19 protein-coding genes are annotated in these 23,147 nt (G+C 72.3%); 5 read left to right on the forward strand and 14 right to left on the reverse strand.

Annotation, left to right across the window (positions count from 1 at the left end):
* Positions 1-34: 34 nt before the first annotated feature.
* From AB0B55_RS20720 to rdgB, 4 genes are read left to right on the forward strand one after another with little or no spacing between them, the layout of a single operon-like run.
* Positions 35-1,180, forward strand: a complete 1,146-nt coding sequence (locus AB0B55_RS20720) for a glycosyltransferase family 1 protein (protein ID WP_357127677.1) — start codon at positions 35-37, stop codon at positions 1,178-1,180.
* Positions 1,177-2,346, forward strand: a complete 1,170-nt coding sequence (locus AB0B55_RS20725; protein WP_357173036.1) for a glycosyltransferase — start codon at positions 1,177-1,179, stop codon at positions 2,344-2,346. The genes AB0B55_RS20720 and AB0B55_RS20725 overlap by 4 nt, the downstream gene beginning before the upstream one ends.
* A 9-nt stretch (positions 2,347-2,355) precedes the next feature.
* On the forward strand, positions 2,356-3,084 hold the full coding sequence (rph, locus tag AB0B55_RS20730) for a ribonuclease PH (RefSeq protein WP_357173039.1): 729 nt from the start codon (positions 2,356-2,358) through the stop codon (positions 3,082-3,084).
* Positions 3,081-3,698, forward strand: coding sequence for an RdgB/HAM1 family non-canonical purine NTP pyrophosphatase (gene rdgB, locus AB0B55_RS20735; protein WP_357173043.1), 618 nt, complete (start codon positions 3,081-3,083; stop codon positions 3,696-3,698). Before rph ends, rdgB begins: the two co-directional genes overlap by 4 nt.
* 61 nt (positions 3,699-3,759) lie before the next feature.
* On the opposite strand, the gene hutH is transcribed toward rdgB, so the two are convergent.
* Genes hutH through AB0B55_RS20765 form a run of 6 tightly spaced genes read right to left on the reverse strand, consistent with a single transcriptional unit; the run spans position 3,760 to position 11,572 of the window.
* On the reverse strand, positions 3,760-5,298 hold the full coding sequence (gene hutH, locus AB0B55_RS20740) for a histidine ammonia-lyase (RefSeq protein ID WP_357127669.1): 1,539 nt from the start codon (positions 5,296-5,298) through the stop codon (positions 3,760-3,762).
* Positions 5,295-6,479, reverse strand: coding sequence for an imidazolonepropionase (gene hutI / locus AB0B55_RS20745; RefSeq protein ID WP_357173046.1), 1,185 nt, complete (start codon positions 6,477-6,479; stop codon positions 5,295-5,297). The genes hutH and hutI overlap by 4 nt, the downstream gene beginning before the upstream one ends.
* Positions 6,476-7,843, reverse strand: a complete 1,368-nt coding sequence (locus AB0B55_RS20750) for a formimidoylglutamate deiminase (RefSeq protein ID WP_357173049.1) — start codon at positions 7,841-7,843, stop codon at positions 6,476-6,478. Before AB0B55_RS20750 ends, hutI begins: the two co-directional genes overlap by 4 nt.
* A complete protein-coding gene (locus AB0B55_RS20755) occupies positions 7,834-9,054 on the reverse strand; it encodes an allantoate amidohydrolase (RefSeq protein ID WP_357173052.1) in 1,221 nt (406 codons plus the stop codon). Before AB0B55_RS20755 ends, AB0B55_RS20750 begins: the two co-directional genes overlap by 10 nt.
* An 11-nt stretch (positions 9,055-9,065) precedes the next feature.
* On the reverse strand, positions 9,066-10,715 hold the full coding sequence (hutU, locus tag AB0B55_RS20760; RefSeq protein ID WP_357127658.1) for a urocanate hydratase: 1,650 nt from the start codon (positions 10,713-10,715) through the stop codon (positions 9,066-9,068).
* Positions 10,716-10,729: 14 nt separating this feature from the next.
* Positions 10,730-11,572, reverse strand: a complete 843-nt coding sequence (locus AB0B55_RS20765) for a MurR/RpiR family transcriptional regulator (protein WP_357173055.1) — start codon at positions 11,570-11,572, stop codon at positions 10,730-10,732.
* A gap of 126 nt (positions 11,573-11,698) precedes the next feature.
* Between AB0B55_RS20765 and AB0B55_RS20770 the strand changes: the two genes are divergently transcribed.
* Positions 11,699-12,997, forward strand: coding sequence for a hypothetical protein (locus AB0B55_RS20770; protein WP_357127652.1), 1,299 nt, complete (start codon positions 11,699-11,701; stop codon positions 12,995-12,997).
* Between the two features lie 7 nt (positions 12,998-13,004).
* Here the strand turns inward: AB0B55_RS20770 and AB0B55_RS20775 are convergent, their stop codons facing one another.
* The 8 genes from AB0B55_RS20775 to AB0B55_RS20810 form a co-directional block, all read right to left on the reverse strand.
* Entirely contained in the window at positions 13,005-15,038 is a 2,034-nt protein-coding gene (locus AB0B55_RS20775) for a hypothetical protein (RefSeq protein WP_357127649.1), read from the reverse strand.
* Between the two features lie 10 nt (positions 15,039-15,048).
* Complete coding sequence (locus AB0B55_RS20780) at positions 15,049-15,918, reverse strand: glycosyltransferase family 2 protein (protein ID WP_357127646.1); 870 nt, start codon at positions 15,916-15,918, stop codon at positions 15,049-15,051.
* Positions 15,918-16,829, reverse strand: a complete 912-nt coding sequence (locus tag AB0B55_RS20785) for a glycosyltransferase family 2 protein (RefSeq protein WP_357127643.1) — start codon at positions 16,827-16,829, stop codon at positions 15,918-15,920. The genes AB0B55_RS20780 and AB0B55_RS20785 overlap by 1 nt, the downstream gene beginning before the upstream one ends.
* On the reverse strand, positions 16,817-18,286 hold the full coding sequence (locus AB0B55_RS20790; protein ID WP_357127640.1) for a hypothetical protein: 1,470 nt from the start codon (positions 18,284-18,286) through the stop codon (positions 16,817-16,819). Before AB0B55_RS20790 ends, AB0B55_RS20785 begins: the two co-directional genes overlap by 13 nt.
* Positions 18,283-19,377, reverse strand: a complete 1,095-nt coding sequence (locus tag AB0B55_RS20795; RefSeq protein WP_357173058.1) for a glycosyltransferase family 4 protein — start codon at positions 19,375-19,377, stop codon at positions 18,283-18,285. The genes AB0B55_RS20790 and AB0B55_RS20795 overlap by 4 nt, the downstream gene beginning before the upstream one ends.
* On the reverse strand, positions 19,374-20,273 hold the full coding sequence (locus AB0B55_RS20800; RefSeq protein ID WP_357173061.1) for a glycosyltransferase: 900 nt from the start codon (positions 20,271-20,273) through the stop codon (positions 19,374-19,376). The genes AB0B55_RS20795 and AB0B55_RS20800 overlap by 4 nt, the downstream gene beginning before the upstream one ends.
* On the reverse strand, positions 20,227-21,498 hold the full coding sequence (locus AB0B55_RS20805; RefSeq protein ID WP_357127634.1) for a hypothetical protein: 1,272 nt from the start codon (positions 21,496-21,498) through the stop codon (positions 20,227-20,229). The genes AB0B55_RS20800 and AB0B55_RS20805 overlap by 47 nt, the downstream gene beginning before the upstream one ends.
* A gap of 138 nt (positions 21,499-21,636) precedes the next feature.
* On the reverse strand, positions 21,637-22,941 hold the full coding sequence (locus tag AB0B55_RS20810) for a sugar transferase (protein ID WP_357128029.1): 1,305 nt from the start codon (positions 22,939-22,941) through the stop codon (positions 21,637-21,639).
* Positions 22,942-23,147 lie beyond the last annotated feature (206 nt).

The raw sequence follows: 23,147 nt of genomic DNA on the forward strand, positions 1-23,147 counted from the left end.
TCTGGCGCACCCGTGGCACCCGCACGGTGTGGACATGCGGATCGCCATCGTGACCGAGTCGTTCCCGCCGGACGTCAACGGCGTCGCGCACTCCGTGGTGCGTACGGCCGAGCACCTGCTGGCCCGTGGCCACGAGCCGGTCGTCATCGCACCCGCGCCCGCCGGGGCGGACCGGCGGGGCGTCGACCGTCTGGCGTACCCGGTGGTGCGTATCCCCAGCGTGCCGTTGCCCCGCTACCAGGGTTTCCGGCTGGGCGTGCCGACGGGTACCCGGCTGGCGGGGGCGCTGCTGTCGGCGGCGCCGGACGTGGTGCACCTGGCGAGCCCGTTCGTTCTCGGCGCGCGGGCGGCCACCCTCGCCGACCGGTACGGGCTGCCGATGGTGGCGGTCTACCAGACCGACGTGGCGGCCTACGCCAGGGCGTACCGGGTGAGCTGGGGTGAGGCGGCCGCGTGGCGGCGCCTCCGGGAGATCCACAATCTGGCCCAGCGGACGCTCGCGCCGTCGACCCGGGCTGCGGCCGATCTGATCGCCAACGGGGTGCAGCGGATCTGGTTGTGGGGCCGGGGCGTCGACGCCGTCCAGTTCGACCCGGCCAAGCGCTGCGCCGACCTGCGCCGTCGGCTGGCCCCGGGCGGGGAACTGCTGGTCGGCTACGTCGGCCGGTTGGCCCCGGAGAAGCGGGTGGAGCTGTTGGCGGCGACGTCCCGGCTGCCGGGCGTACGGGTGGTGGTGGCCGGTGACGGCCCGGCCCGTCGTCAGCTCGAGCGGGCGTTGCCGGGGGTCACGTTCCTGGGGGTGCGGCACGGCGAGGACCTGGCACGGCTCTACGCCAGCCTGGACGTGTTCGCGCACACCGGTCCGCACGAGACGTTCGGCCAGACCGTGCAGGAGGCGTTGGCGTCTGGGGTGCCGGTGGTCGCCCCGGCCAGCGGTGGGCCGGTCGACCTGGTCGACTCGGGCCGGACCGGGCTGCTGGTGCCGCCCGGCGACGGGGACGCGCTGGCCGCCGCCGTGGCCGAGCTGACCGGGGACGCCGACCGGCGGCGGGCGTACGGGGTGGCGGCCCGCGCCGCGGTGCGCCGGCGTAGCTGGGCGGCCGTCGGCGACGAGCTGGTCGGGCACTATCACGCGGTACGCGCCAACGCCGCCACCGTCGGCCTGCCGGCCGCGTCGTGACGGCGACAGCCGGTGGGCTGCGGATCGTCCGGCTCGCGAACTTCGTGACCGAGCGCTCCGGTGGCCTGCGTACGGCGCTGCGGCACCTCGGCGAGGGCTACCGCACGGCGGGACACGATCCGGTGCTGGTGGTGCCCGGCCGACGGAACACCCACGAGTGGCACCCGTGGGGTCGGGTGGTCACCCTGCCGGGTCTGGAGCTGCCGGGCACGGGTGGTTACCGGCTGCTGGCCGGCCGGCAGCGGCTGGCCCGGGTGCTCACCGAGCTGACGCCGGACCGGCTGGAGGTGTCCGACCGGTCCTCGCTGCGCTGGACGGGGGCCTGGGCGAAGGCGCACGGGGTGCCGTCGGTGATGGTCTCGCACGAGTCGCTGACCGGCCTGCTCGGCCAGTGGGGAGTGCCGGACGTGCTGCGCCGGCCGACCGCCGACCGCCTCAACCGGGCCACCAGCCGGGCGTACGACCGGATCGTGTGCACGACCCGGTGGGCGGCCGAGGAGTTCGCGCGCATCGGGGCCGACAACGTCCACCTGGTGCCGCTCGGCGTGGACCTGGACACCTTCGGACCGGAGCGGGCCGACCCGCGGCTGCGGGAACGCTACGCCGACCCGACCGAGCTGCTGCTCGTACACTGCGCGCGGTTGTCTCCGGAGAAGCGGCCGGAACTGGCGGTCGAAGCCCTCGCCGAGCTGCGCCGGGCCGGTGTGCCGGCGGTGCTCGTGCTGGCCGGGGACGGCCCGCTGCGCGCGTCGCTGGCCCGCCGGGCGGCCGGCCTGCCGGTCACGTTCACCGGCTTCCTGCCCGACCGTGCCGCGGTGGCCGCGCTGCTCGCGAGCGCGGACGTGGTGCTGGCGCCCGGCCCGGTGGAGACCTTCGGCCTGGCCGGGCTGGAGGCGCTGGCCTGCGGCACTCCCGTGGTGGTGAACGCCGCGAGCGCGTTGCCCGAGGTGGCCGGCTCGGCGGGGCTGGCCGCGTACGGCTCCGGGGCGTCGCTGGCCGAGGCCGTGCTGCGCCTCGTGGCCCGTCCGGAGGCGCAGCGGCGGCGGGCCGCTCGGGCGCGGGCCGAGGAGTTCGGGTGGCCGGCGGCGGTCGCCGGATTCCTGGCGGCACACGGCGCGGACGTGCCGCAGGGCACCCGGGGCGAGGTGGATCCCCGCACCGCATAGGGTGCAGGGATGGCGCGACCTGACGGGCGAGAGCCCTCTCAACTCCGACCGGTGACCCTGACCCGAGGCTGGAGCACCCACCCGGAGGGGTCGGTGCTCGTCGAGTTCGGCGGCACCCGGGTGCTCTGCACGGCGAGCGTCACCGAGGGCGTGCCCCGCTGGCGCAAGGGCTCCGGGCTCGGCTGGGTGACCGCCGAGTACGCGATGCTGCCCCGGGCCACCAACACCCGCTCCGACCGGGAGAGCGTCAAGGGCCGGGTCGGTGGGCGTACCCACGAGATCTCCCGCCTGATCGGTCGCAGCCTGCGCGCCTGCATCGACCTGAAGGCGCTCGGCGAGAACTCGATCGTGCTCGACTGCGACGTGTTGCAGGCCGACGGAGGTACCCGGACCGCCGCGATCACCGGCGCGTACGTGGCGCTGCACGACGCGGTGGGCTGGTTGGCCGCCCGCAAGGCCCTCGCCGGCAAGCCGGAAAAGGTCATGCACCGCTCGGTGGCCGCCGTCAGCGTCGGGATCATCGCCGGCGAGGCGCGCCTGGACCTCTGCTACGAAGAGGACGTGGCCGCCGAGGTGGACATGAACGTGGTGTGCACCGGCACGGGCGACTTCGTCGAGGTGCAGGGCACCGGTGAGGCGGGCGTGTTCGCCCGGGACCAGCTCGACAGCCTGCTCGACCTGGCCGTGGCCGGGTGCGCCGAGTTGGCCGAAGCCCAGCGGAAGGCGCTTTCCTCATGAACAAGGTTTTGCTGGCTACCCGGAACCGGAAGAAGCTGGTGGAGCTTCAGCGGATCCTGGACGGCGCGCTCGGCGCGCACCGGATCGCCCTGCTCGGCCTCGACGACGTCGAGGAGTACCCGGAGCTGCCCGAGACCGGCCTCACCTTCGGCGAGAACGCGCTGATCAAGGCGCGGGAGGGCTGCCGCCGGACGGGGTTGCCGACGATCGCCGACGACTCGGGCATCGCCGTGGACGCGCTGAACGGGATGCCCGGGGTGTTCAGTGCCCGGTGGGCCGGTAAGCACGGCGACGACCAGGCCAATCTCCAGCTCGTGCTGGACCAGATCGCCGACGTGCCCGACGAGTACCGGGCGGCGTCCTTCGTCTGCACGGTCGCGCTGGTGCTGCCCGGCGGCAAGGAGCACCTGGTCGACGGCCGGCAGCCCGGTCGGGTGCTGCGCGCGCCGCGTGGCGACGGCGGATTCGGGTACGACCCCATCTTCCTGGGCGACGGCCAGGACCGGACCAACGCCGAGCTGACCCCGGCCGAGAAGGACGCGGTCAGCCACCGGGGCAAGGCGCTGCGCGAGCTGGCCAAGCTGGTCGCCAAGGTCCTGCCGCCCGCCGCCTGACCGGCGCGAGGTCCTGCCGCCCGCCGCCTGACCCGCGGCGGACGACAGCGACCCCTGGAGGTCAGCCCAGCGGGCCGACCTCCCGCTCGATGGCGGCGCGCAGCTCGGGGCCGGCGACGACCGCACGGGCCGCCTCCATCACCGGGGCGAGGAACACGTCCGGGCCGGGGTCGCCGGCCGCCGCACCGAGCGCGGCGACGGCGGCCCGACCGGCCGGCGACGGCACCAGCGGTTCGCGCAGTTGCAGGCCGCGTACTCCGGCCAGCAGCTCCACCGCGAGCAGGCTGGTGAGGTTGTCCAGCACGGTGCGCAGCTTCTTGGCCCCCGCCCAGCCCATCGAGACGTGGTCCTCCTGCATGCCGCTGGTGGGCAGCGAGTCCACCGACGCGGGCGCGGCCAGCCGCCGGTTCTCCGCGACGATCCCGGCCGCCGTGTACTGGGCGATCATCAGCCCGGAGTTGACCCCGGCGTCGGGGGAGAGGAACGCCGGCAGCTCCCGGGAGCGGGTCACGTCGAGCAGCCGGTCCACCCGCCGCTCGGCGATCGCGCCTACCTCGGCGGCGGCGATGGCGAGGAAGTCGGCGGCGAAGCCGAGCGGTGCGCCGTGGAAGTTCCCGGTCGACTCGACCCGACCGTCCGGCAGCACCACCGGGTTGTCCACCACGGACACCAGCTCCCGGCCCGCGACCGTGCGGACGAAGTCCAGGGTGTCGCGGGCCGCGCCGGCCACCTGCGGCGCGCAGCGCATCGAGTACGCGTCCTGCACGGCGTGCGCCAGGTCGTCGCGGTGCGAGTCCATGACCCGCGAATCCTGCAACAGCCGGTGGATGTTCGCCGCCGACGCCGCCTGACCGGGGTGCGGCCGGATGGCGTGCAGCTCGGGCAGGAACGGCCGCTCCGAGCCGAGCATCGCCTCGATGGCCAGCGCCGCGGTCACGTCCGCCATCGCGAAGAGGTGCGCCGCGTCGTGGATGGCCAGCAGCAGCATGCCGAGCATGCCGTCGGTGCCGTTGATCAGCGCCAGCCCCTCCTTGGCGGCCAGCTCGATCGGCTTGAGCCCGTTGGCGGCCAGCACGTCGGCCGCGTCCTGCCGCTCGCCGGCCGGGCCCAGCACCCAGCCCTCACCGAGCAGCACCAGCGCGCAGTGCGCCAGCGGCGCCAGGTCGCCGGACGCGCCCAGCGAGCCGTGCTCCGGCACCCACGGGGTGATGTCGTGGTTGAGCAGGTCGACGAGGGCCTCGGCGACCAGCGGCCGGACCCCGGAGCGGCCCAGGGCGAGCGAGCGTACGCGCAGCAGCATCATGGCGCGGACCACCTCGCGGGGCATCGGTGCGCCCACCCCGGCGGCGTGCGAACGGATCAGCGCGTGTTGCAGCTCGGCCCGCCGCTCCGGCGCGACGAAGGTGTTCGCCAGGGCCCCGAACCCGGTCGAAACGCCGTACACCGGTCGTCCGGCGGCCTCGATCCCGTCCACGATCGCGCGGCTGGTCGCCATCGCGTCCCGGGCGGCCGGAGCGAGGACCACCGTGGCGGTGCCGCGGGCCACCGCGAGCACGTCGTCGGCGGTGATCCCGGTGGGTTGGATGGTCACGTGCGTCATTGCGGAACTCCGTTGCGAATTACCTGGCGGATCAGGGGGACACCGGGCCGGTAGGCCAGATGCAGGTAGGACGGCGCGTCCAGGACGACGAGGTCGGCCCGCGCGCCGGGGGTGAGCACGCCGAGGTCGTCGCGGCGCAGCGCCCGCGCGCCACCGGCGGTGGCGGCCCAGACCGCCTCCGCCGGGGTCATCCGCATCTCGCGGACCGCGAGGGCGATGCAGAAGGGCATCGACGAGGTGTACGACGAACCGGGGTTGCAGTCCGTCGCCAGGGCCACGGTCACACCGGCGTCGAGCAGCCGGCGGGCGTCCGGGTACGGCGAGCGGGTGGAGAACTCGGCGCCCGGCAGCAGGGTGGCGACGGTGGTGGTCCCGAACCCGTCGGTGTGGGCCGTGCCGGCCAGCGCGTCGACGTCGGCGTCGCTCAGGTGGGTGCAGTGGTCGACGCTGGCCGCTCCCAACTCCACCCCGAGCTGCACGCCCGGCCCGGGGCCGAGCTGGTTGGCGTGCAGTCGTACGCCCAGCCCGGCGGCCTGGCCGCAGGCGAGGATGGCGCGGGCGTGGTCGACGTCGAAGGCGCCCCGCTCGCAGAACACGTCGATCCACTTCGCGTGCGGCGCGGCGGCGGCCAGCATCGGCCCGCAGACCAGCCCGACGTAGTCGTCCGGCCGGTCGGCGTACTCGGCGGGCACCACGTGCGCGCCCAGGAAGGTGGTCTCGGAGCTGGTCTCGGCGGCGATCCGCAGCGAGCGGGCCTCGTCGGCGACGTTCAGCCCGTACCCACTCTTGATCTCCATGGTCGTGGTGCCCTGGCGCAGCGCCTCCCCGCGCAGCCGGCGCACGGTGGCCCGCAGCTCCCCGTCGGTGGCGGCCCGGGTCGCGCCCACGGTGGTCCGGATGCCGCCGCCGGTGTACGGCTCGCCGGCCATCCGCGCGGCGAACTCGGCGGCCCGGTCCCCGGCGAAGACCAGGTGGGCGTGGCTGTCCACGAAGCCGGGCAGTACGGCGGCACCGCCGACGTCGATCCGGTGGTCGGCGGCCGGCGCGTACGCGGCCGGCCCGACCCAGGCCACCCGGTCCTCCTCGACGAGCACGGCCGCCCTGCGGCGGATGCCCAGCGGGTCCGCGCCGACGCCGTTGGTGACCAGCTCCCCGATGTTGTCGACAAGCAGACTGCTCATGCTGGGGTCACCGCCTCGATCGACGCCGACAGCTCGGCCGGCACGTCCACGCTCAGGTGCCGGCCGTCGGCCACCACCACGCGACCGTCCACCATGACCTGGTCGACGTCCGCCGCGCCGGCCGCGAAGAACACCCCCACCGGCGGTACGCCGGCGGTACGGGCGGTGTCGAGTCGTACCGTCACCAGGTCGGCGCGGGCGCCGACGGCGATCCGCCCGGCGTCGGCCCAGCCCAGCGCGGCGTGCCCGGCGGCGGTGGCGGTGGCGAACAGGTCGACCGGGGTGAAGTGGCCGCGGCGGCGGGTGCGCAGCCGTTCGTCCAGCTCCACGGCGCGGGCCTCCTCGAACATGTCGACCACGGCGTGACTGTCGCTGCCCAGGCTCAGCCGGATACCGGCGTCGGCCATCCGGCGGGCCGGTCCGATGCCGTCGGCGAGATCCCGCTCGGTGGTGGGGCAGAGGCACACGCCGGTCCGGCTGTCGGCGAGCAGGGTCAGGTCGGCGCTGGTCGGATGGGTGGCGTGGACGGCGGTGGTGTCCGGCCCGAGCACGCCGTGGTCCGCGAGCAGGGCGGTGGGCGTACGCCCGTGCACGGCCCGGCACTCGTCGTTCTCGGCGGGCTGCTCGGAGAGGTGCACGTGCAGCGGAGCCTGCCGGTCGCGGGCCCAGTCGGCGACCGTGCGGAGCTGGTCGGCGGGGACCGCCCGCACCGAGTGCACGGCCGCGCCGACCCGCGCGTGCGAGTCCGTCGGCTGAAACGCGCCCGCCCGCCGCGCCCAGCCGGCCGCGTCTCCGTCGCCGAAGCGCCGCTGCGGTCCGGCGAGCGGCCGACCATCCACAGTGGAGGCGAGGTAGCAGGTGTCCAGCAGGGTGAGTCGGACCCCGGCGTGCGCGGCCGCCTCGACCAGTGCCGCGCCCATCGCGTTCGGGTCGTCGTACGCGCCGCCGTCGGGCCGGTGGTGCAGGTAGTGGAACTCGCCCACGCAGGTGATCCCGGCAAGCGCCATCTCGGCGTACACCGCCCGGGCCAGCGCCAGGTAGGTGTCCGGGTCGAGCCGGTCCGCGACCGCGTACATGCGCTCCCGCCAGGAGAAGAAGTCACCCCGCCCGCCGTGGGTGCGCCCCCGCAGGGCCCGGTGGAAGGCGTGCGAGTGCGCGTTCGCGAGGCCCGGCAGCGTCAGGCCGGGCAGCGGCACGGCGTCGGCGTACACGTCGACCCCGGACGGCGGCCGGCTCCCGGGGGTCAGCGGCGTCACCGCGCTGATCCGACCGTCCTCGACCTCGATCAGCACGTCGGGCGTGGGCTCGGCGTGCGCGGGCAGCCAGGCGTACTCGGCGAGCCAGCGGGTGGCGGTCAGCGGCATGTCAGCTCCTCAAGCACGCGGGCCAGCGCGCGCACCCCGGCCGCGCAGTCGTCGTCGCTCGCGGACTCGGCGGGGGAGTGCGACACCCCGGTCGGATTGCGCACGAACAGCATCGCCGTGGGCAGGTACGCAGCGAGCACCCCGGCGTCGTGTCCGGCGCCCGTGGGCAGCACCGGCGCGTCGAGCAGCGTCGCCAGCCGGGCGGCCAGGTCGCCGTCGAAGGCGACCAGCGGGGTCACCGACTCCTCGGTGACCAGCACCTCCGTGCCGTCGCGGCGGGACCGCTCGGCGAGCTTGGCCCGAACCGCGTCGACCAGCCCGGTCAGGGTCTCCGGGTCGGCGGCGCGCGCGTCCAGCCAGCCGGTCACCCTCGACGGGATCGCGTTGGTGGCGTTGGGTTCCACGGCGACCCGACCCACGGTGGCGTGCGCCCCACGCAGCCGGGCCTCCTTGTTCGCGGCCAACACCCCGAACGCGTAGGTGAGCATCGGGTCGCGGCGGTCGGCCATCCGCGTCGTACCCGCGTGGTTGCCCTCGCCGACCACGTCGAAACGCCAGCGGCCGTGCGGCCAGATCGCGCTCGCCACCCCCACCGGCGCGTCCGCGTCCGCGAGCGCGCGGCCCTGCTCGACGTGCAGCTCCACGAACGCGCCGAACCGGCCGAGCAGCTCCGGTCGGGCGCCCGCCGGCCGCCCGCCGAGCGCGTCGGCGAAGCTCACCCCGGCCGCGTCGCGCAGGCCGGCCGCGCGGTCGGCCGCCAGCACGCCGGTGAGCAGCCGCGACCCCAGGCAGGGTACGCCGAAGCGCGCGCCCTCCTCCTCCACGAACGCGGCCACCACCAGCGGCCGGACCGGGGTGACACCGGCGGCGCGCAGCTCGTCCACGGCGAGGAACGCGCTGACGATGCCGAGCGGGCCGTCGTACGCCCCGCCGTGCGGCACCGAGTCGAAGTGGCTACCGGTCAGCACGGCGTCCGCGCCCTCCGGGTCACCCCAGTGGGCGAACAGGTTGCCGTTGCCGTCCTCGGTGACCGGCAGGCCGCGACGGTCGGCCTGTGCCCGGAACCAGGCCCGCAGTTGGTGTTCCGGCTCGGTCAGCGCGTACCGCAGGTAGCCGCCGCTGCCGGCGTCCCGCCCAACCGGCGCGATCTCGTCCCACAGCGCCCGGAACCTGAAAGGAAGGGCCCCTTCTTCAACAAAATCCGATAACAAGGTGCCCTTCCTTACTGCTCGGTCATCGGGACGCGGACGCCGGTGCGGTCGGCGACCTCGCGGGCGCTGTCGTAGCCGGCGTCGACGTGCCGGATGACGCCCATCGCCGGGTCGTTGGTGAGCACCCGCTCGATCTTCTGGCCGGCCAGGGCGGTGCCGTCGGCCACGCAGACCTGCCCAGCGTGGATCGACCGGCCGATGCCCACCCCGCCGCCGTGGTGGATGGACACCCAGGACGCCCCGCTGGCGGTGTTGACCAGCGCGTTCAGCAGCGGCCAGTCCGCGATCGCGTCGGAGCCGTCGGCCATCCCCTCGGTCTCCCGGTACGGGCTCGCGACGCTGCCGGTGTCCAGATGGTCCCGGCCGATCACCACCGGCGCGGAGAGCTCACCGGAGGCGACCATGTCGTTGAACCGCACGCCCGCCCGGTCGCGCTCGCCCTGGCCGAGCCAGCAGATCCGGGCCGGCAGGCCCTGGAACGCGACCCGCTCACCGGCCAGCTTGATCCAGCGGGCCAGGGACTCGTTCTCCGGGAACAGGTCCAGGATGGCCCGGTCGGTGGCGGCGATGTCGGCCGGGTCGCCGGAGAGCGCCGCCCACCGGAACGGTCCCCGGCCCTCGCAGAACAGCGGGCGGATGTACGCGGGCACGAAGCCCGGGAAGTCGAACGCCCGCTGGTAGCCGCCGAGCTGCGCCTCGCCCCGGATCGAGTTGCCGTAGTCGAAGACCTCGGCCCCGGCGTCGAGGAACCCGACCATCGCCTCGACGTGCCGTGCCATCGACGCGCGGGCCCGATCGGTGAACTCGGCGGGCTTCGCCGCTGCGTAGTCCCGGGCTTCGGCCAGCTCGACGCCCACCGGCAGGTACGCCAGCGGGTCGTGGGCGCTGGTCTGGTCGGTCACGATGTCGATCTCGACGCCTCGGCCCAGCAGCTCCGGGAAGACCTCGGCGGCGTTGCCGACGACCCCGACGCTCAACGCGCGCCGGTCCCGCTTCGCCGCGCGGACCCGCGCGACCGCGTCGTCCAGGGAGTCGGCCACCTCGTCCAGGTAGCGGTCGTGCACCCGGCGGTCCAGACGGGTGCGGTCGACGTCGACGATCAGGCAGACGCCGTCGTTCATGGTGACCGCGAGGGGCTGCGCGCCACCCATCCCGCCGCACCCGGCGGTGAGCGTCAGCGTCCCGGCCAGGGTGCCGCCGAACCTCTTGGCGGCGACGGCGGCGAACGTCTCGTAGGTGCCCTGGAGGATGCCCTGCGTGCCGATGTAGATCCACGAGCCGGCGGTCATCTGCCCGTACATGGTCAGGCCGAGCTGTTCCAGGCGACGGAACTCGGGCCAGGTCGCCCAGTCGCCGACCAGGTTGGAGTTCGCCAGCAGCACCCGGGGCGCCCACTCGTGCGTACGCATCACACCGACCGGTCGCCCGGACTGCACCAGCATCGTCTCGTCCGCGCGCAGGTCGGTCAGCGTACGCACCAACGCGTGGTACGACGGCCAGTCCCGCGCCGCCTTTCCGGTCCCGCCGTAGACCACCAGGTCGTCGGGGCGTTCGGCCACCTCCGGATCGAGGTTGTTCATCAGCATCCGCAGGGCGGCCTCCTGCTGCCAGCCACGGGCGGTGAGCTGGCTGCCCCGTGCGGCACGGATGGGCTGGGTCATCTCCGGTCTCCTCCTCATCCGAGGAACAACTGTCGGCGGGCCGCGGAGGCTTCGAACGCCTCCAGGCGGCGCTGGGTGTCGGCCGGCGCGGCGTCGCAGATCGCCTGCAACAGGACCATCGCCAGGGTCATCGGGGCGGTGTGCAGGTCGAAGACGAGTTGGGCGCCGACGGCGGCCGGCAGCACCACGTCGGCGTGTTCGGTGGCCGGGCTGACCGGCGAGTCGGTGATCGCCACGACGGTCAGCCCGGCGGCACGCGCGTCGCGCAGGGCGTCCAGGGTTTCCCGGGGGTAGCGGGGCAGCACGAAGGCGAGCACGGCGGACGCCCCGGCCTCGGCGGCCTGCTCCAGCCGGTCGGTGAGCAGGCTGCCGCCGTCGTTGAGCACCCGCACGTCCGGGTGGACCTTCGCGGCGAAGTAGGCGAAGTACGCGGCCAGCGGCGCGGCGGCCCGCAGGCCCAGCACCGGCAGCGGCCGGCTGGACGCGAGCAGCCGCCCGGTCTCGGCGATCCGGCCGGTGTCGGCGAGCTGTCCGGCCAACCGGTCCAGGTTGCCCATCTCGGCGCGTACCGCCTGCTGGAGCTCGTTGGCGGTGTCCGCCGGGCCGCCGGTCGTGCTGGCGGTGAGGTCGCGCAGGCGGCGGCGCAGCGCCGGATAGCCGTCGTGGCCGAGCGCGACGGCGAATCGGGTGACCGAGGGCTGGCTGACCCCGGCCAGCTCGGCGACCTCCGCGGCGGAGAGGTACGCGACGGTCGGCGCGTGCTGCACGAGACAGTGCGCGATCCGGCGCTGGGTGGGGGTGAGCCGTACCCCGTCGAACAGGTCGAGGACCTGCTCGGCCGTCGCTCCTTCATTCACATCGTGACTGTATGCATGAAAACTTTCAATAGGCAAGGGCGCCGCACCCTGCCGCTCCGCCGGCGGGCGGCACGCTGAGATGGCGACACCTCTGTAGGATCCACGGCGGTTGAGCTAAGGAGTGGCATGCAGCCGGAGAGCCCCTACAGGTACACGCACATGCTGGGCGCGTGCCAGGTTGGTAAGGCCTGGGCCGCAGTGGACGGGCAGGGTCAGTTCGCCACCGTGGCGGTGCTGGACGGCGTGGCCGCGTCCGACGAGCGCTGGCGGGTGGCCTTCGGCAACGCGGCCAACGCGCTGGCGCAGGCCGTCGGCGGTCACCGCTACGCGGACGCCGACCTGTCCGCCGCCCACCCGTGGGTGGCCTACCGGGCCGAGGAGGGGCACGCGCCGCAGCGGCTCTTCCAGAGCCTCGGCATGGACTACCAGCCCGTGCCCGACCTGCCGGTCTCCGCCCCGCCCACGTCGGCCCCGCCTGCCTCCTCCCCGCCCGTCTCCGCGCCGCCGGTGTCCGGTGTGCCGCAGCAGGCCAGCGGACCGCCGAGCCCGGTCTCCGGCGCTCCGGAACTCCTGGCGTACCCGCCGCAGCTGCCGTGGGCGGTGCACGCCAACCCGGTCTCCGGGCAGCCGGTGTCCGCGTCCCCGCAACCGGTGTCGGCAGCGCCGGCCTCCCCCGCGCCGACGCCGGCAAAGGCCGCGCCGCAGTCCCCGGCGTACGCCTCCAACGCCGCACCGATCCCGTCGTTCGATCCGCTCTCGTCCTCGGGCGGACGGCGGATCGCGCCGGTGGCGCGCCCGCCGCGGAGTCGGACCGGCCTGTGGGTCGGTGCCCTCGTCCTGACCGCGGTGGTGGCCGCCGGCGCCGGGCTCCTCGGTGGCGGTGCCCTCGGTGGTGACACGAAGCCCGAGACGCAGCCTGCGGCCAGCCCTCCGGTGCCGCTGTTCGAGAAGACCCAGTACGCCCTCAACAAGGCGAAGTTCGACCCCGATCTGGTGCCGCTCGCCGAGCCCTGGCTCGCCCGGATGGGCGACTGCGCCTCGGACCGGGAGGCCGGCGGTCCGAAGCTGCCGAAGGACGAGAAGCGGCATGTCTTCTGTCGGTACGGCAACGTGTTCGTCCACTTCGCACTTTTCGAGTCCACGACGACGAAGGACGCCGCACGCGCCTACCGTGAGCAGCTCGCCTTCCTCGCCGGCACCCTCTCACCGGGGATCAGGCAGGGCGCGCGGACCACGGGTGGCTCCAGCGGAGCAACCGGCAGCTACGTCGAGTACGCCGGCGACCCCGGGAACGGGCCGGTCATGTGCGGCATCTGGTGGGACCGGGACGACCGGCTGGGCGCGGTGTACTTCGAGACCCCGTGTGAGGCCGGGATCGCCGGCAACTGGGACGCGTTGCGCGATCTGTGGCATCGGAACAGCTGACCGCCGTTCACCAGAACTCGTAGATGAGGAACGTGGCCTCCGGATAGCGGACCGTGGCCCGCAGCTTCAGGCACGACTCGTTGATCTCGGTGCCCGTCACGAGGTACTTGACGCGATGCTGGCGGAGGAAGGGGCCGCACGGCTCGGTGTTGACCCGGAAGTGGTCCGGTGCCGTGAGGGTGAAGGTGGTCGTCGACATGACGGCGGGGTTCCGGTCGAAGGTGAACCAGACGTGCGCGTAGCGGTTGACGATGTACTCCTGCTGGCCCTGCTGGTCGGCGGTCCGCCACAACGTCAGCTGCGGGTACGCGTAGACACCGGACAGTGACCGGGCGCCGTTCATGGTGGGGAAGTTTTGGACGATGCCCACCTCCGCCGTCCACACGGCATCCGGATCCTCGGCGGCGATGGCCCGGATGGATCGGGACAGCGGCGTCTGGGTCAACGTGGCGGTGCCCCGGTAGAGCGGATGGATGAAGGCCGTCATGGCCACCGAGAACGCCAGGAGAACCGATGTCGCCCAGACGAAGCGGCGGCGCAGTGCCAGATGGACGACCAACGGCACGGGGACGAGGGACAGGACGAAGCCGCCGAGGCCCAGGAAGCCGGGGGATGTCTGCGCCACGTGCAGGCTGAGTAACGCCTGGACGAGCAGGAGCGCGAGTGTGTAACCGATGATGACGGTGCGCCCCGGCAGAGTCGACCGCTGGTCGCGGAGCCGCCGGACGAACAGCACCAGCCCGATGAAGTTGAGCAGGCCGATGCCGATGAGCAATCGCGTGTGCGGCACCCGGTCCAGATACAGCAGCCTGCCGAAGAAGTCGAGATGGGGTACGAACAGCCGGACGAGTGCTCCGAGGAATGCGAGGTTGACGAGCAGCAGCGGCCAGTCGACGACGCGTCTGGCGCGGTACGACTGGTACAGCAGATAGAGGCACGGCACGCACAGGTACGGGAGCATGAGCAGGAAGTTGGAGTTCTCGCTCTGGTTGGTCAGCCCCTTGTCCGGAATGCTGTATTGCGCCGCTGATCTGCCCGACTCCAGGCCGAAGCTGGTGTGTCCAGAGAGCAGGTGGGCCAGGTCGAAGCCGCCGCTTCGGGTGAGCCGTTGCCCCGGGTAGGCGGTGTGCAGCACCGCGTTGATGGCGTCCAGCCGGGTGCCGACGAAGAGCCCGACCAGGAGGCCGGCGACGAGGAGCGCTGCCGCCACGAAGGCCAGCGGCCGCAGCATGGGACTTCGTGGCACGGTGTACCGCTCGATGAGATGGCCCACGCAGAACGCGGCAAGCGCCAGGGCACAGGGAATCTGGAAGGGCGGATAGAGGACCAGCGCGAAACACGTGAGCAGGTACGCCAGTAACGCCGCCCAGGCGACGGTGGCGAGCAGGCGGGTCGACCGCAGCAGAAGGACGAAGACCGTCGCGATGAACAGTGCGTAGTACAGCGGCCCGAGGGTGATGTACTGGTACCACCAGTGCACGAACGGGCTGAAGAAGAGTGTCGACGAGAGACCGGCGGCTAGCCAGTGCTGGCCCGGCATCAGCACCAGGACGAAGAAGTAGGCGCTCAGGATGAGCAGCACCGCCATCAGCCACCACTTGAACGCGAAGGCGTAGTCGAGCGGAAGAACCAGGAACGCGAGGTTGTGCGGCTTGAAAGCCGCCGACCAGTCCCGGTACGGCACGTCCACGACCAGGGAGACGTCCGCGCCCTGACCCATGTTCGGGTTTATCCGGGGGTAGCCGGCGGCGTCCTGGGCGATGGTCAGCTGGGTGTTGACGGCCCACTCGTCCGATCGGATCGGCTGCGGTGCGTTGAGCAGCAGGTTCGCGTCCGGTTGCGAGCCGTACAGCATCGACTGGTAGACGCCCATCGACGACCCGCTGATTTGCAGGACGGTCAGCAACGTCAACAGGACGGTGAGCAGGGCCGGAAAGAACCAGATGCCGCGGACGAAGCTCCGGCCGAGCCGCGCGACCCGGTCGCGGCTGCCGGACGGGACCGCCCAGGTGTCCCGAGCGTCGGCGGTGGTCACTGCCAACGCGCCCCCTTCAGGTCGTCGCCCGCTGGCCCGGCGCGTTCACCGGCTGGGCCGCGCTGTCGTTCACGACCGGCACCGGCGAACCGACCAGCCGCGCCGCCTGCCGATGCCGGCGTGGTGCCGGCGGCAGTCCCGTCAGGAACTCCGGGAACATGCCGAAGAACGTCCGGGCGCTGCGCAGTTCCAGGGTGTGCGCCCGGGACCAGCGGAACGAGTTCGTCGCCCGGCCCCAGTGGTGTGTCCACCGCACGTCGCCGAGCAGCGCCACAGGGAGCCCGTTGCGCCAGGCGCGCAGACCGAGCTCATGGTCCTCGTAGTAGAGGAAGAACCTCTCGTTCCAGCCGCCCAGGTCGATGAAGTCGGTGGTCCGTGCGGCGACCGCGGCACCCATGACCCAGGCCACCCAGACCGCCGTGCCCGGTTCGGCCGTCATCCGGTACGAGGCGTGCAGCCGGGACAACGGCCACAGTTTCCGGTTGCCCAGCTTGGCGGTGGCGTAGGGAAAGCCACGGCCGTTGGGCTGAACGACGCCGTCCGAGGAGAGCAGTTGCGGCGCGGCCAGGCCGCCGTGCGCGTCGAGGTGCCGCCGCAGCACCTCGAAGCCCTCGGTCGAAGTGATCTCGAGGTCAGGGTTGGCGAACAGGACGTACTCGCCCGCCGCTTGGCGCAGACCGATGTTGTTGGCGCGGGAGAAGCCGACGTTCTCCGGCAGGCGGATGACCTGGGCGCCCATCTCCTGGGCTACGCCGGCCGAATCGTCGGAGGAGCAGTTGTCGACGACGATCCACTCGTACGGCCGGGCATCGCCGCGCCAGCACGCGCGCAGCGTCTCCGCCGAGTTGTAGGTGACCGTCACGACACTCCAGCGACGTCCTGTCATCACGCTCTCCGAACTGTCAAGTAGCTGAACAGGGCGGCGAAACCGAACCGGTCGCCCTGCCACTGGCGTCGGGCGCGCAGCCCTCCACGCAGGCCCTCGCCCATTCCCCGCAGGAAGGGCCGCAGCAGGCCCTGTCGTGCCCGGCGTACGGCCAGCGCGAGGTGCGCCAGGGCCAGCACGGGTGTCGCGACGATCATCAACGGCCAGGTGAAGGTGCGCGCCGCGACGATGAGCCGGTTGCGGGCGAGCAGGAAGGCGCGGAACGCCTGGAGCTTGTGGTCGCCCTCGACGCTGTGGCCTCCGGCGTGCGGCAGCACCAGCTCCGACCGACGTGTGCGCACGCCGGACGCGTAGAGACGGAAGGCGAGGTCGGCGTCCTCACCCCAGGCGAACAGCTGCTCGTGGAAGCCGCCGAACCGACGGAACAGCTCGGTCGGGAAGACGGCCGCGCCACCCGACGGACCCAACGGCCCCCGTACCGCGGATGCCGGGCGATCGATGAACAGCGAGATCGGGTTCAGGTCGATGCCGACGTACTCGCCGCCGTGCATCGCCAGACCGACCGCGATCGGCAGCGCGGGCGTCTCGGCCATGGCGGCGCAGATCCGCTTCAGCGCGTCCTCGGGCAGCCAGACGTCCGGATTCAGCAGGAGGACGTGGCTCGTGGCCGTCTGCGCCACCGCCCGATTGCAACCGGTCGCGAAGCCTGGGTTCGAGGCGTCGGGCAGGTAGTCGTAGCGGTCGTCGTCCAGGCAGTCGGCGATGACCTTCCGGCAGCCGTCCTCCGGCGAGTTGTCCGCGAAGAGGAACCGCACCGGGAGACGGTCGGCACTGCGTACCCAGGTCGGCAGCGTGTCGGCGAGCATGCCGGCGGACCGGTAGAGCACCGTGACGACGGTCAGCGTTTCCATGTCGGCATCACCACCTTGGGCCAGGCCGGCATCGCCAGCCTGGACGGGTTGCTGACCAGGTAGAACGCCACGATGCCGGGCACGAGAGAGAGCCAGAACGGCTGGATGACCGGGTAGAACTCGTAGATGCCGAAGGTGGCGTAGTAGATGAGGAAGGCGCGTCCGATGTGGTGCGCCGGGCTGTTGGTGTCGCTGAGCCGACGCTCGGCGAAGCCGACGACGAGCCCGGTTAGGGCCAGCACGAGTCCTGCGCCGACCGGCCCGAAGTCCATCAACGGCACCGCCACGAAGGTCGCGGTGTTCATGTAGAACGGTTGACTGAGCCCACCGGTGATCTTGTAGAGGTCGACCGGTCCGAGGAGTCGCTCGCCCACCGAGCCGGTGAAGGTCAGCGAGTAACGACCCCATGCCGGGTCGTACTCCTCCCGGTGTTCCCAGAGCCGTCCGAACGTCTCCACCGAAGAACTCAGCGACAGGTCCAGAGATCCGACGCTCGTGTAGATCGGGTTGCCGCCGTACTGGGCCCGAAACTGGTCCTCGAAGGTGCCGGTGCCGGCCAGGGTGCGTTGCCCGCCGAGGTAGACCGCGCCGCCCACCACGCCGAGGCCGACCAGGACCACCACCAGAGCAGCGACCTGCCGCTGACGGGCACTCATCCCGCCCGACTCGCGCCGGGTGGAGAGCGCGGCGACAAGTGCCGGCACGATTCCGACCAGGACCGAGTTCTTGCTGGCGCCCAGAGCCGCCCCGAACGTGAAGACCACGACCAGGAGCAGGTAGCGCCAGCGGGCCTCGCTCCTGCCGTTGAGCGCCCGAAGCAGTGAGATCGCCATACCGAGCGTCCACGCCTCCGCGAGCAGACCCACCACGATGTTCGACCGGAGGCCCAGTTCGGCTCGGGCGACGTCCGGGTTCTCGGCGAAGAGTGGAGGCACCTCACCGCCGAACTTCAGCGCGCCTCCGATGATCGCGATGAGCAGCACGACCAGCAGGAAGCCGGTCAGGCGGCGGTCGGCAGGCCACTGCAGTGTCGGCCGGGTCGACCGGTTCGCGCGGCCGAACGAAGGGCTGGCGAGCCGGTCCTGCCCCGCTGGTTGGATCCACCACAGTGGCGGCCCCGCCGGCGGCTCCACGGCGGCGGCCGGCCGGCCCCGCTCGGCCAGCCGCCGACCGGCGTACCAGGCGGCGAGGAAACAGGCGACGAAGACCCCGAGCACCGGGATGACGGCGCGGCCCGCCGGGGAGTCGTACGGCCCCGGGACCGTGATCACCGCGAGGAAGACGAGCGCCCACGCGGCGGAACAGACCGCGAGCCACATGGCCGACCGCACCGCGATGACCGCGACGGCGGCGAACGCCGCCACCACCCCGGCTGCCGGGTTGACCAAAAAGAGCGGTACGACGACGGCGACCGCGGCCGCCCAGAGCCCGACGGTCAGGTACTTCTGAATGATCATTTTGCGTTCCTCGTGAGGAGTGACCGGTACAGGCTCTGCCACCGCTGGACGCACCTGTCGAAGGCGTACTCCTTCGCGTACCAGTCCGCGACGGCGCTCCGCTGCTCCGCAGTCGTCGCTCCGACGGCATGGCGGATCGCGGCGGCTATCGACGAGGGTGTGAGATCGCTCTGGAACGCCAGCGTTCCGGCCGCGTGTCGGGTGACCTCGGCCAAACCTCCCGCGCCCGAGTGGACCACCGGTACGCCCAGGGACATCGCCTCGAGAGCGCTCAGGCCGAAGGCTTCGACCCGGGACGGTACGACGAGGCAGTCGATCTGGCGGAGGAAGTCGGCGGCATCGACCCGGCCGACGAGTTCCAGGTTCGGTCGGGGAGCGAGCGCCAGCGCTCCGCTGCCGGCGACCTGGAAGGTGGCGTCCGCCATGAGCGACGCCACGTCGGGTATCAGGTCGACGCCCTTCTCGGGCTCCACCCGGCCCAGGTAGCCCACCACGAGCGGACGGGTTCCCTCCGGCATCCGTGGCGGTGCAGACGCCGGCCAGGTCGCCGGGAGGGGGTTGGGGATCAGGTGGACGTCCTGGACCTGGCCACGGTTGCGCAGCTCGTCAGCCTCGAACTCTGAGACGGCCACGCTCGCGTGCGGACGCAGACGACGCATGACGAGGTCGAGGGTGATGTTGGATTGGATGCTGGCCTTGCGCTTCAGCGAGGGTGCCGTGTCGCGGAACTGCCACAGGCTGGTGTGCATGGTGACCACCAGAGGCGTACCGCGGCGCTCGGTGGCCAGCGCCGCCCGGCAGTGCATCGCCGCGGACAGCAGGTGAGCACAGACCACGTCGGGCTTGACCTCGTCGACGAGACGCCGAAGCGCCCGGGCGTACCCCAGGTCGACCCGACTGGTCGCGCTGATGTCGACCCACGGAACTCCGGATTCCCGCAGGGAGGCGCCCACCTCGTCGTCGGAGGTGGCGGCGATGACGTCGACTCCGGTCCGCGCGTGCGCGGGGATGATCTCCGTCAGGATCCGTTCGGCGCCGCCGAACTGACGCCGGCCGGAGCCGCCGGTGGTGCAGACGAACAACACCTTCATCGGGAACGTAGTCCTTCGACAGCGCCCCGGGCGATGGCTCGGCGCACCGGATTCGGCCCGACGGCCGCCCGCAGCAGCACCCCCACCACGAAGGCGGCGCTGGCGACCCGACCCCGCCAGCCGGCCATCTGCCGGGTGGCCCGGATGAACTCGCGCGTCCGTCGCTGGGAGATCTCCTCCTCGGTCCAGCGCCGCTTGGCGGTGGCGTCGTCCTCGTGCATGATTACCGCGTCGGGCCGGTACGCCAGGCGCAGGCCCCGCTGCCGCACCGCCCAGCAGAGGCGCATGTCCTCGCCGTAGAAGAAGGACGTCTCGTCGACGCCGCCGATCGCGTCGAGGGTGCTTCGCCGCAGAGCCACGAACGGCCCGGTCAGCCAGTCGGCCTTCGCGGGCTCCGCGATGATCCGCAGGTTCGGCAGGACGAAGCTCAGGCCGGTGGCGTGCGCGAGCCCGACGGGCACGCTCAGAAAGCGACCGCCCTCCGTCTGCGCGACGCCCGACGGGGTGACGACACCCGGGAAGGCCGCACCCACGGCTGGATCGTCCAACGCCTCCAGCAGGCGCTCGACGGCGCCCTCGTGCACGATGATGTCGTTGTTCGACAGGATGACGTTCGTCCTGGTGGTGTGCCGGACGCCCAGGTTCATCCCTCTCGCGTAGCCGAGGTTGCTGCCGGATTGCACGTAGCGGACGCCCTTTTGCGCGCAGAACTCGCTCAGCGCCTGTCGGATACCCTCGGAGCTTCCGTTGTCGACGACGACGATCTCCGCCTCGCGGGGCAGAGACAGCACGCAGGCACGTGTGCGGTCGTAGTCTTCCCAGGCGAGGACCACAATGGAGACATCCAACTCAAACCGTCCCAGGACTTCGCGGCCGCGACCGGCGCAGGCTCGCACGAGAGATGAAGGCGTGCACGCCGTAGGCGAGCGATGAGGCGAGCGCGGCTCCCACCACGCCACCCCAGGGGATGACCCCGAAGTAGGCGGTGATCGCGACGGCCAGCGTGCTGACCGCCGCGACCGTCGTCGCCTTCTCGCCACGCTTCTTCAACAGCAGGGAACTCCAGGTCTTGCCGGCCGCGGCGGCCAGCGTCCCCGGCAGGAGGCAGAGCCCCAGGATCCAGGCGTACCGGTACTCCGGCCGCAGGAAACCCAACACGGCCAGCGCGGCCACGGCCGCCAAGGCCACCGGGACCGCCGCCCGGACAACGGGGCCGGCCCGGTGTGTCGTCGCGTCGACGTCCCGCTCGGCGAGGATCCGCTGGGCGCGCACCACCGCACCGGCCTGTGCGAACTCCAACGCCGCGACGGCCAGGGCGTACACGCCGAGCGGACCGGCACCGACGAACCTGGCCACCAGGATCTGGTTGAACCGCAGCGTCATCATCTGCGCGAAGATTCCGGTGTGCAGGTTGCCGACCGCGCGCAGGTCGGAGCGGTAGTCCAGAGCGTCAGCCGTCGGTGCCGGCGCGGGGCCGACGCGCCGGACCATCCCCAGCACCAGGACGCACACGGCGAGCGCGCCGACCCACTGGACCGCGAGCCAGACCATGCTCCACAGGTCGCCGTCGAGGCGCCCGGCGGCGTAGAGCGCGAGGTAACCGCCGACCAGGACCGCCCCGCTTGCCGCCCGCATCGAGTAGACGACAAGGAAGCCCTTCTGTCGCAACGCGATCGACGAGACCGTGTTGAACACGGTCAGAGCCGCGGCGGAGCCCACGCCGATCAGGTAGCTGCCGATTCCGCCCAGAGCCGTCAGCAGCGCGGCGGCGACAGCGGAGAGAAGCACCGAGATGACGAGCATCGCGAGGACCCAAACGCGGCCACGGGAGAGGACCCACCCGGCCGGACGGGACAGCAGGAAGGTGTCCAGCGACAGCCCGCCGACGGCCGCGCCCAACGTTGCGCTCACCATGTTGGCGGAGAGTTCGCCGCGCTCGGCGGCGGGTAGCGCCACCGACACGACCGCCGCCAGGCCCGTGAGCCCCAGTGCCGCGATGTAGAGGCGCTCCGGTGCGAACAGCCGCCGGAGCAAGCCGGGTGCGGGTACGTTGGGGGAGCGTTCCGGGTCGGGGTCGTTCGGCGACGACCGCTCGGCGTGAAACGACGAAACGCTTTTCACTCGTCTCCCCAGAACGGTGTGCCGCGCAGGCGGGTACGACGAGGTCCACGCCGCTGGCATTGTCTACCCGAACGGTTCGGCACCCGCAACCGCCGTACCGGCGTCGACCGGAGACCCTCCGGCGTCAGGCTCGGCAGATCACCTACCGCCGCCACGGAACACCTCCGCGACCGTCCGCAGCACCACCTTGACGTCCAACCAGAGCGACCAGTTCTCGATGTAGTAGTTGTCGAACCGCGCCCGGTCAGAGATCGGCGTGTCTCCGCGCAGGCCACTGACCTGCGCGAGTCCGGTGAGGCCCACGGGGACGCGGTGGCGTGCCGCGTACGTCGGGTACTCGGCGGAGAACTTCTCGACGAAGTGCGGCCGCTCGGGCCGGGGACCCACCACGCTCATGTCGCCGCGCAGGATGTTCCACAGCTGCGGCAGTTCGTCGAGCGAGGTTCGGCGCATGAACCGACCGATCGGCCCGACCCGCTGGTCGTGGGCGATCGACCAGTTGGTCTGCGACTCCTGCTCGTCCACCGGTCGCATGGACCGAAACTTGATGACCTTGAACGGCTTGCCGTACCGGCCGATCCGCTCCTGGTGGAAGAAGATCCCCGGGCCGCCGTCGACGAACGTGGCGATGGTGCAGAGCAGCAGCAGCGGGCTCAACAGGAGCAGGGCGACCGCGGCGAACAGTATGTCCGATGCGCGCTTGATCGCCCAGCGGGGACCAGTGAGGGAGATGTCCGCGATCTTGACGATCGGGAACGCGCCGATGTGGTCCGGATAGCCGCTGTGCGATCGCGATCCCCACAGGCGCGGCACCGCCCAGAGGTCACAACGGGAACTACGGGGACGCAACAGCGTCTCCATGAGCGTGGACTCCGGACAGTCCGGGTCGGCGATGACCAGCACCTCGCACTCCAACAACCGGACGAGGTGATCGAGGTCCGAGAGCGTGCCACTCAACGGAAGCACCCCGCTGCCCGCACGCGACGGCGCGTCGACGCAGCCGACGAACCGCAGACCGTACTGCGGGTAGCGGCGCAGCAGCCGAGCGAGCTCGACACCGATCGGCCCGCCGCCGACGATTATCGCGTTGTGCTCGATCCAACGACGGCTGCGCGACAGGACGATGAACGCCCGGCTGGTCGCGCGCCCGAGGATAACGAGCCCCGCCGACAGCGCGACGCCCCGCATGAAGCCGCCCACGTACGCCACCGAGGAGTGGCGTTCCGCCGCGATGATCGCCACCACGGCCGCGGAGGCCAGTAGCCGCCCGCACAGGCCGGGCAGCTCGTCGAGGATGCTCACGTGCCGCCGGGGTCGGTAGAGGCCGCCGGCGGCGAAGAAGGCCACCGTCAGGACGGCGTTGGCGAGCGTCCCGCGCCAATAGGTGTGGCTCAGCAACAGCGGTGCGACGAGCGCCACGGCATCCACCGGCGCCGTCATCATCCACGCGCGCGCCCATCGGATGCGCGACGACGTCCGGGACCGGGCGTAGGGCAGCACGGCGGTGGTGCTCGACCCGGTTGCCTCCGGCTCGCGGGTGTGCGGGACTGGCGGGGCGCCGAAGAGCCGGGCGCCGTCGCCCGGCAACTCGAGCGGCCCCTCGGCGACCGGCGGCGTTGGCGTACGGCTTGTCGCCGGTTGGCCTGACA

Origin of the sequence: Micromonospora sp. NPDC049107 (assembly GCF_040648595.1) — a bacterium.
In the GTDB taxonomy this organism is placed as follows: domain Bacteria; phylum Actinomycetota; class Actinomycetes; order Mycobacteriales; family Micromonosporaceae; genus Micromonospora.

Coding starts and splice junctions, on each gene's coding strand:
- AB0B55_RS20720 (WP_357127677.1), top strand. CDS start 35: ATGCGGATCGCCATCGTGACCGAGTCGTTCCCGCCGGACGTCAACGGC.
- rph (WP_357173039.1), top strand. CDS start 2,356: ATGGCGCGACCTGACGGGCGAGAGCCCTCTCAACTCCGACCGGTGACC.
- rdgB (WP_357173043.1), top strand. CDS start 3,081: ATGAACAAGGTTTTGCTGGCTACCCGGAACCGGAAGAAGCTGGTGGAG.
- hutH (WP_357127669.1), bottom strand. CDS start 5,298: ATGACGCACGTGACCATCCAACCCACCGGGATCACCGCCGACGACGTG.
- hutI (WP_357173046.1), bottom strand. CDS start 6,479: ATGAGCAGTCTGCTTGTCGACAACATCGGGGAGCTGGTCACCAACGGC.
- AB0B55_RS20750 (WP_357173049.1), bottom strand. CDS start 7,843: ATGCCGCTGACCGCCACCCGCTGGCTCGCCGAGTACGCCTGGCTGCCC.
- hutU (WP_357127658.1), bottom strand. CDS start 10,715: ATGACCCAGCCCATCCGTGCCGCACGGGGCAGCCAGCTCACCGCCCGT.
- AB0B55_RS20770 (WP_357127652.1), top strand. CDS start 11,699: ATGCAGCCGGAGAGCCCCTACAGGTACACGCACATGCTGGGCGCGTGC.
- AB0B55_RS20780 (WP_357127646.1), bottom strand. CDS start 15,918: ATGACAGGACGTCGCTGGAGTGTCGTGACGGTCACCTACAACTCGGCG.
- AB0B55_RS20785 (WP_357127643.1), bottom strand. CDS start 16,829: ATGGAAACGCTGACCGTCGTCACGGTGCTCTACCGGTCCGCCGGCATG.
- AB0B55_RS20790 (WP_357127640.1), bottom strand. CDS start 18,286: ATGATCATTCAGAAGTACCTGACCGTCGGGCTCTGGGCGGCCGCGGTC.
- AB0B55_RS20795 (WP_357173058.1), bottom strand. CDS start 19,377: ATGAAGGTGTTGTTCGTCTGCACCACCGGCGGCTCCGGCCGGCGTCAG.
- AB0B55_RS20810 (WP_357128029.1), bottom strand. CDS start 22,941: ATGATGACGGCGCCGGTGGATGCCGTGGCGCTCGTCGCACCGCTGTTG.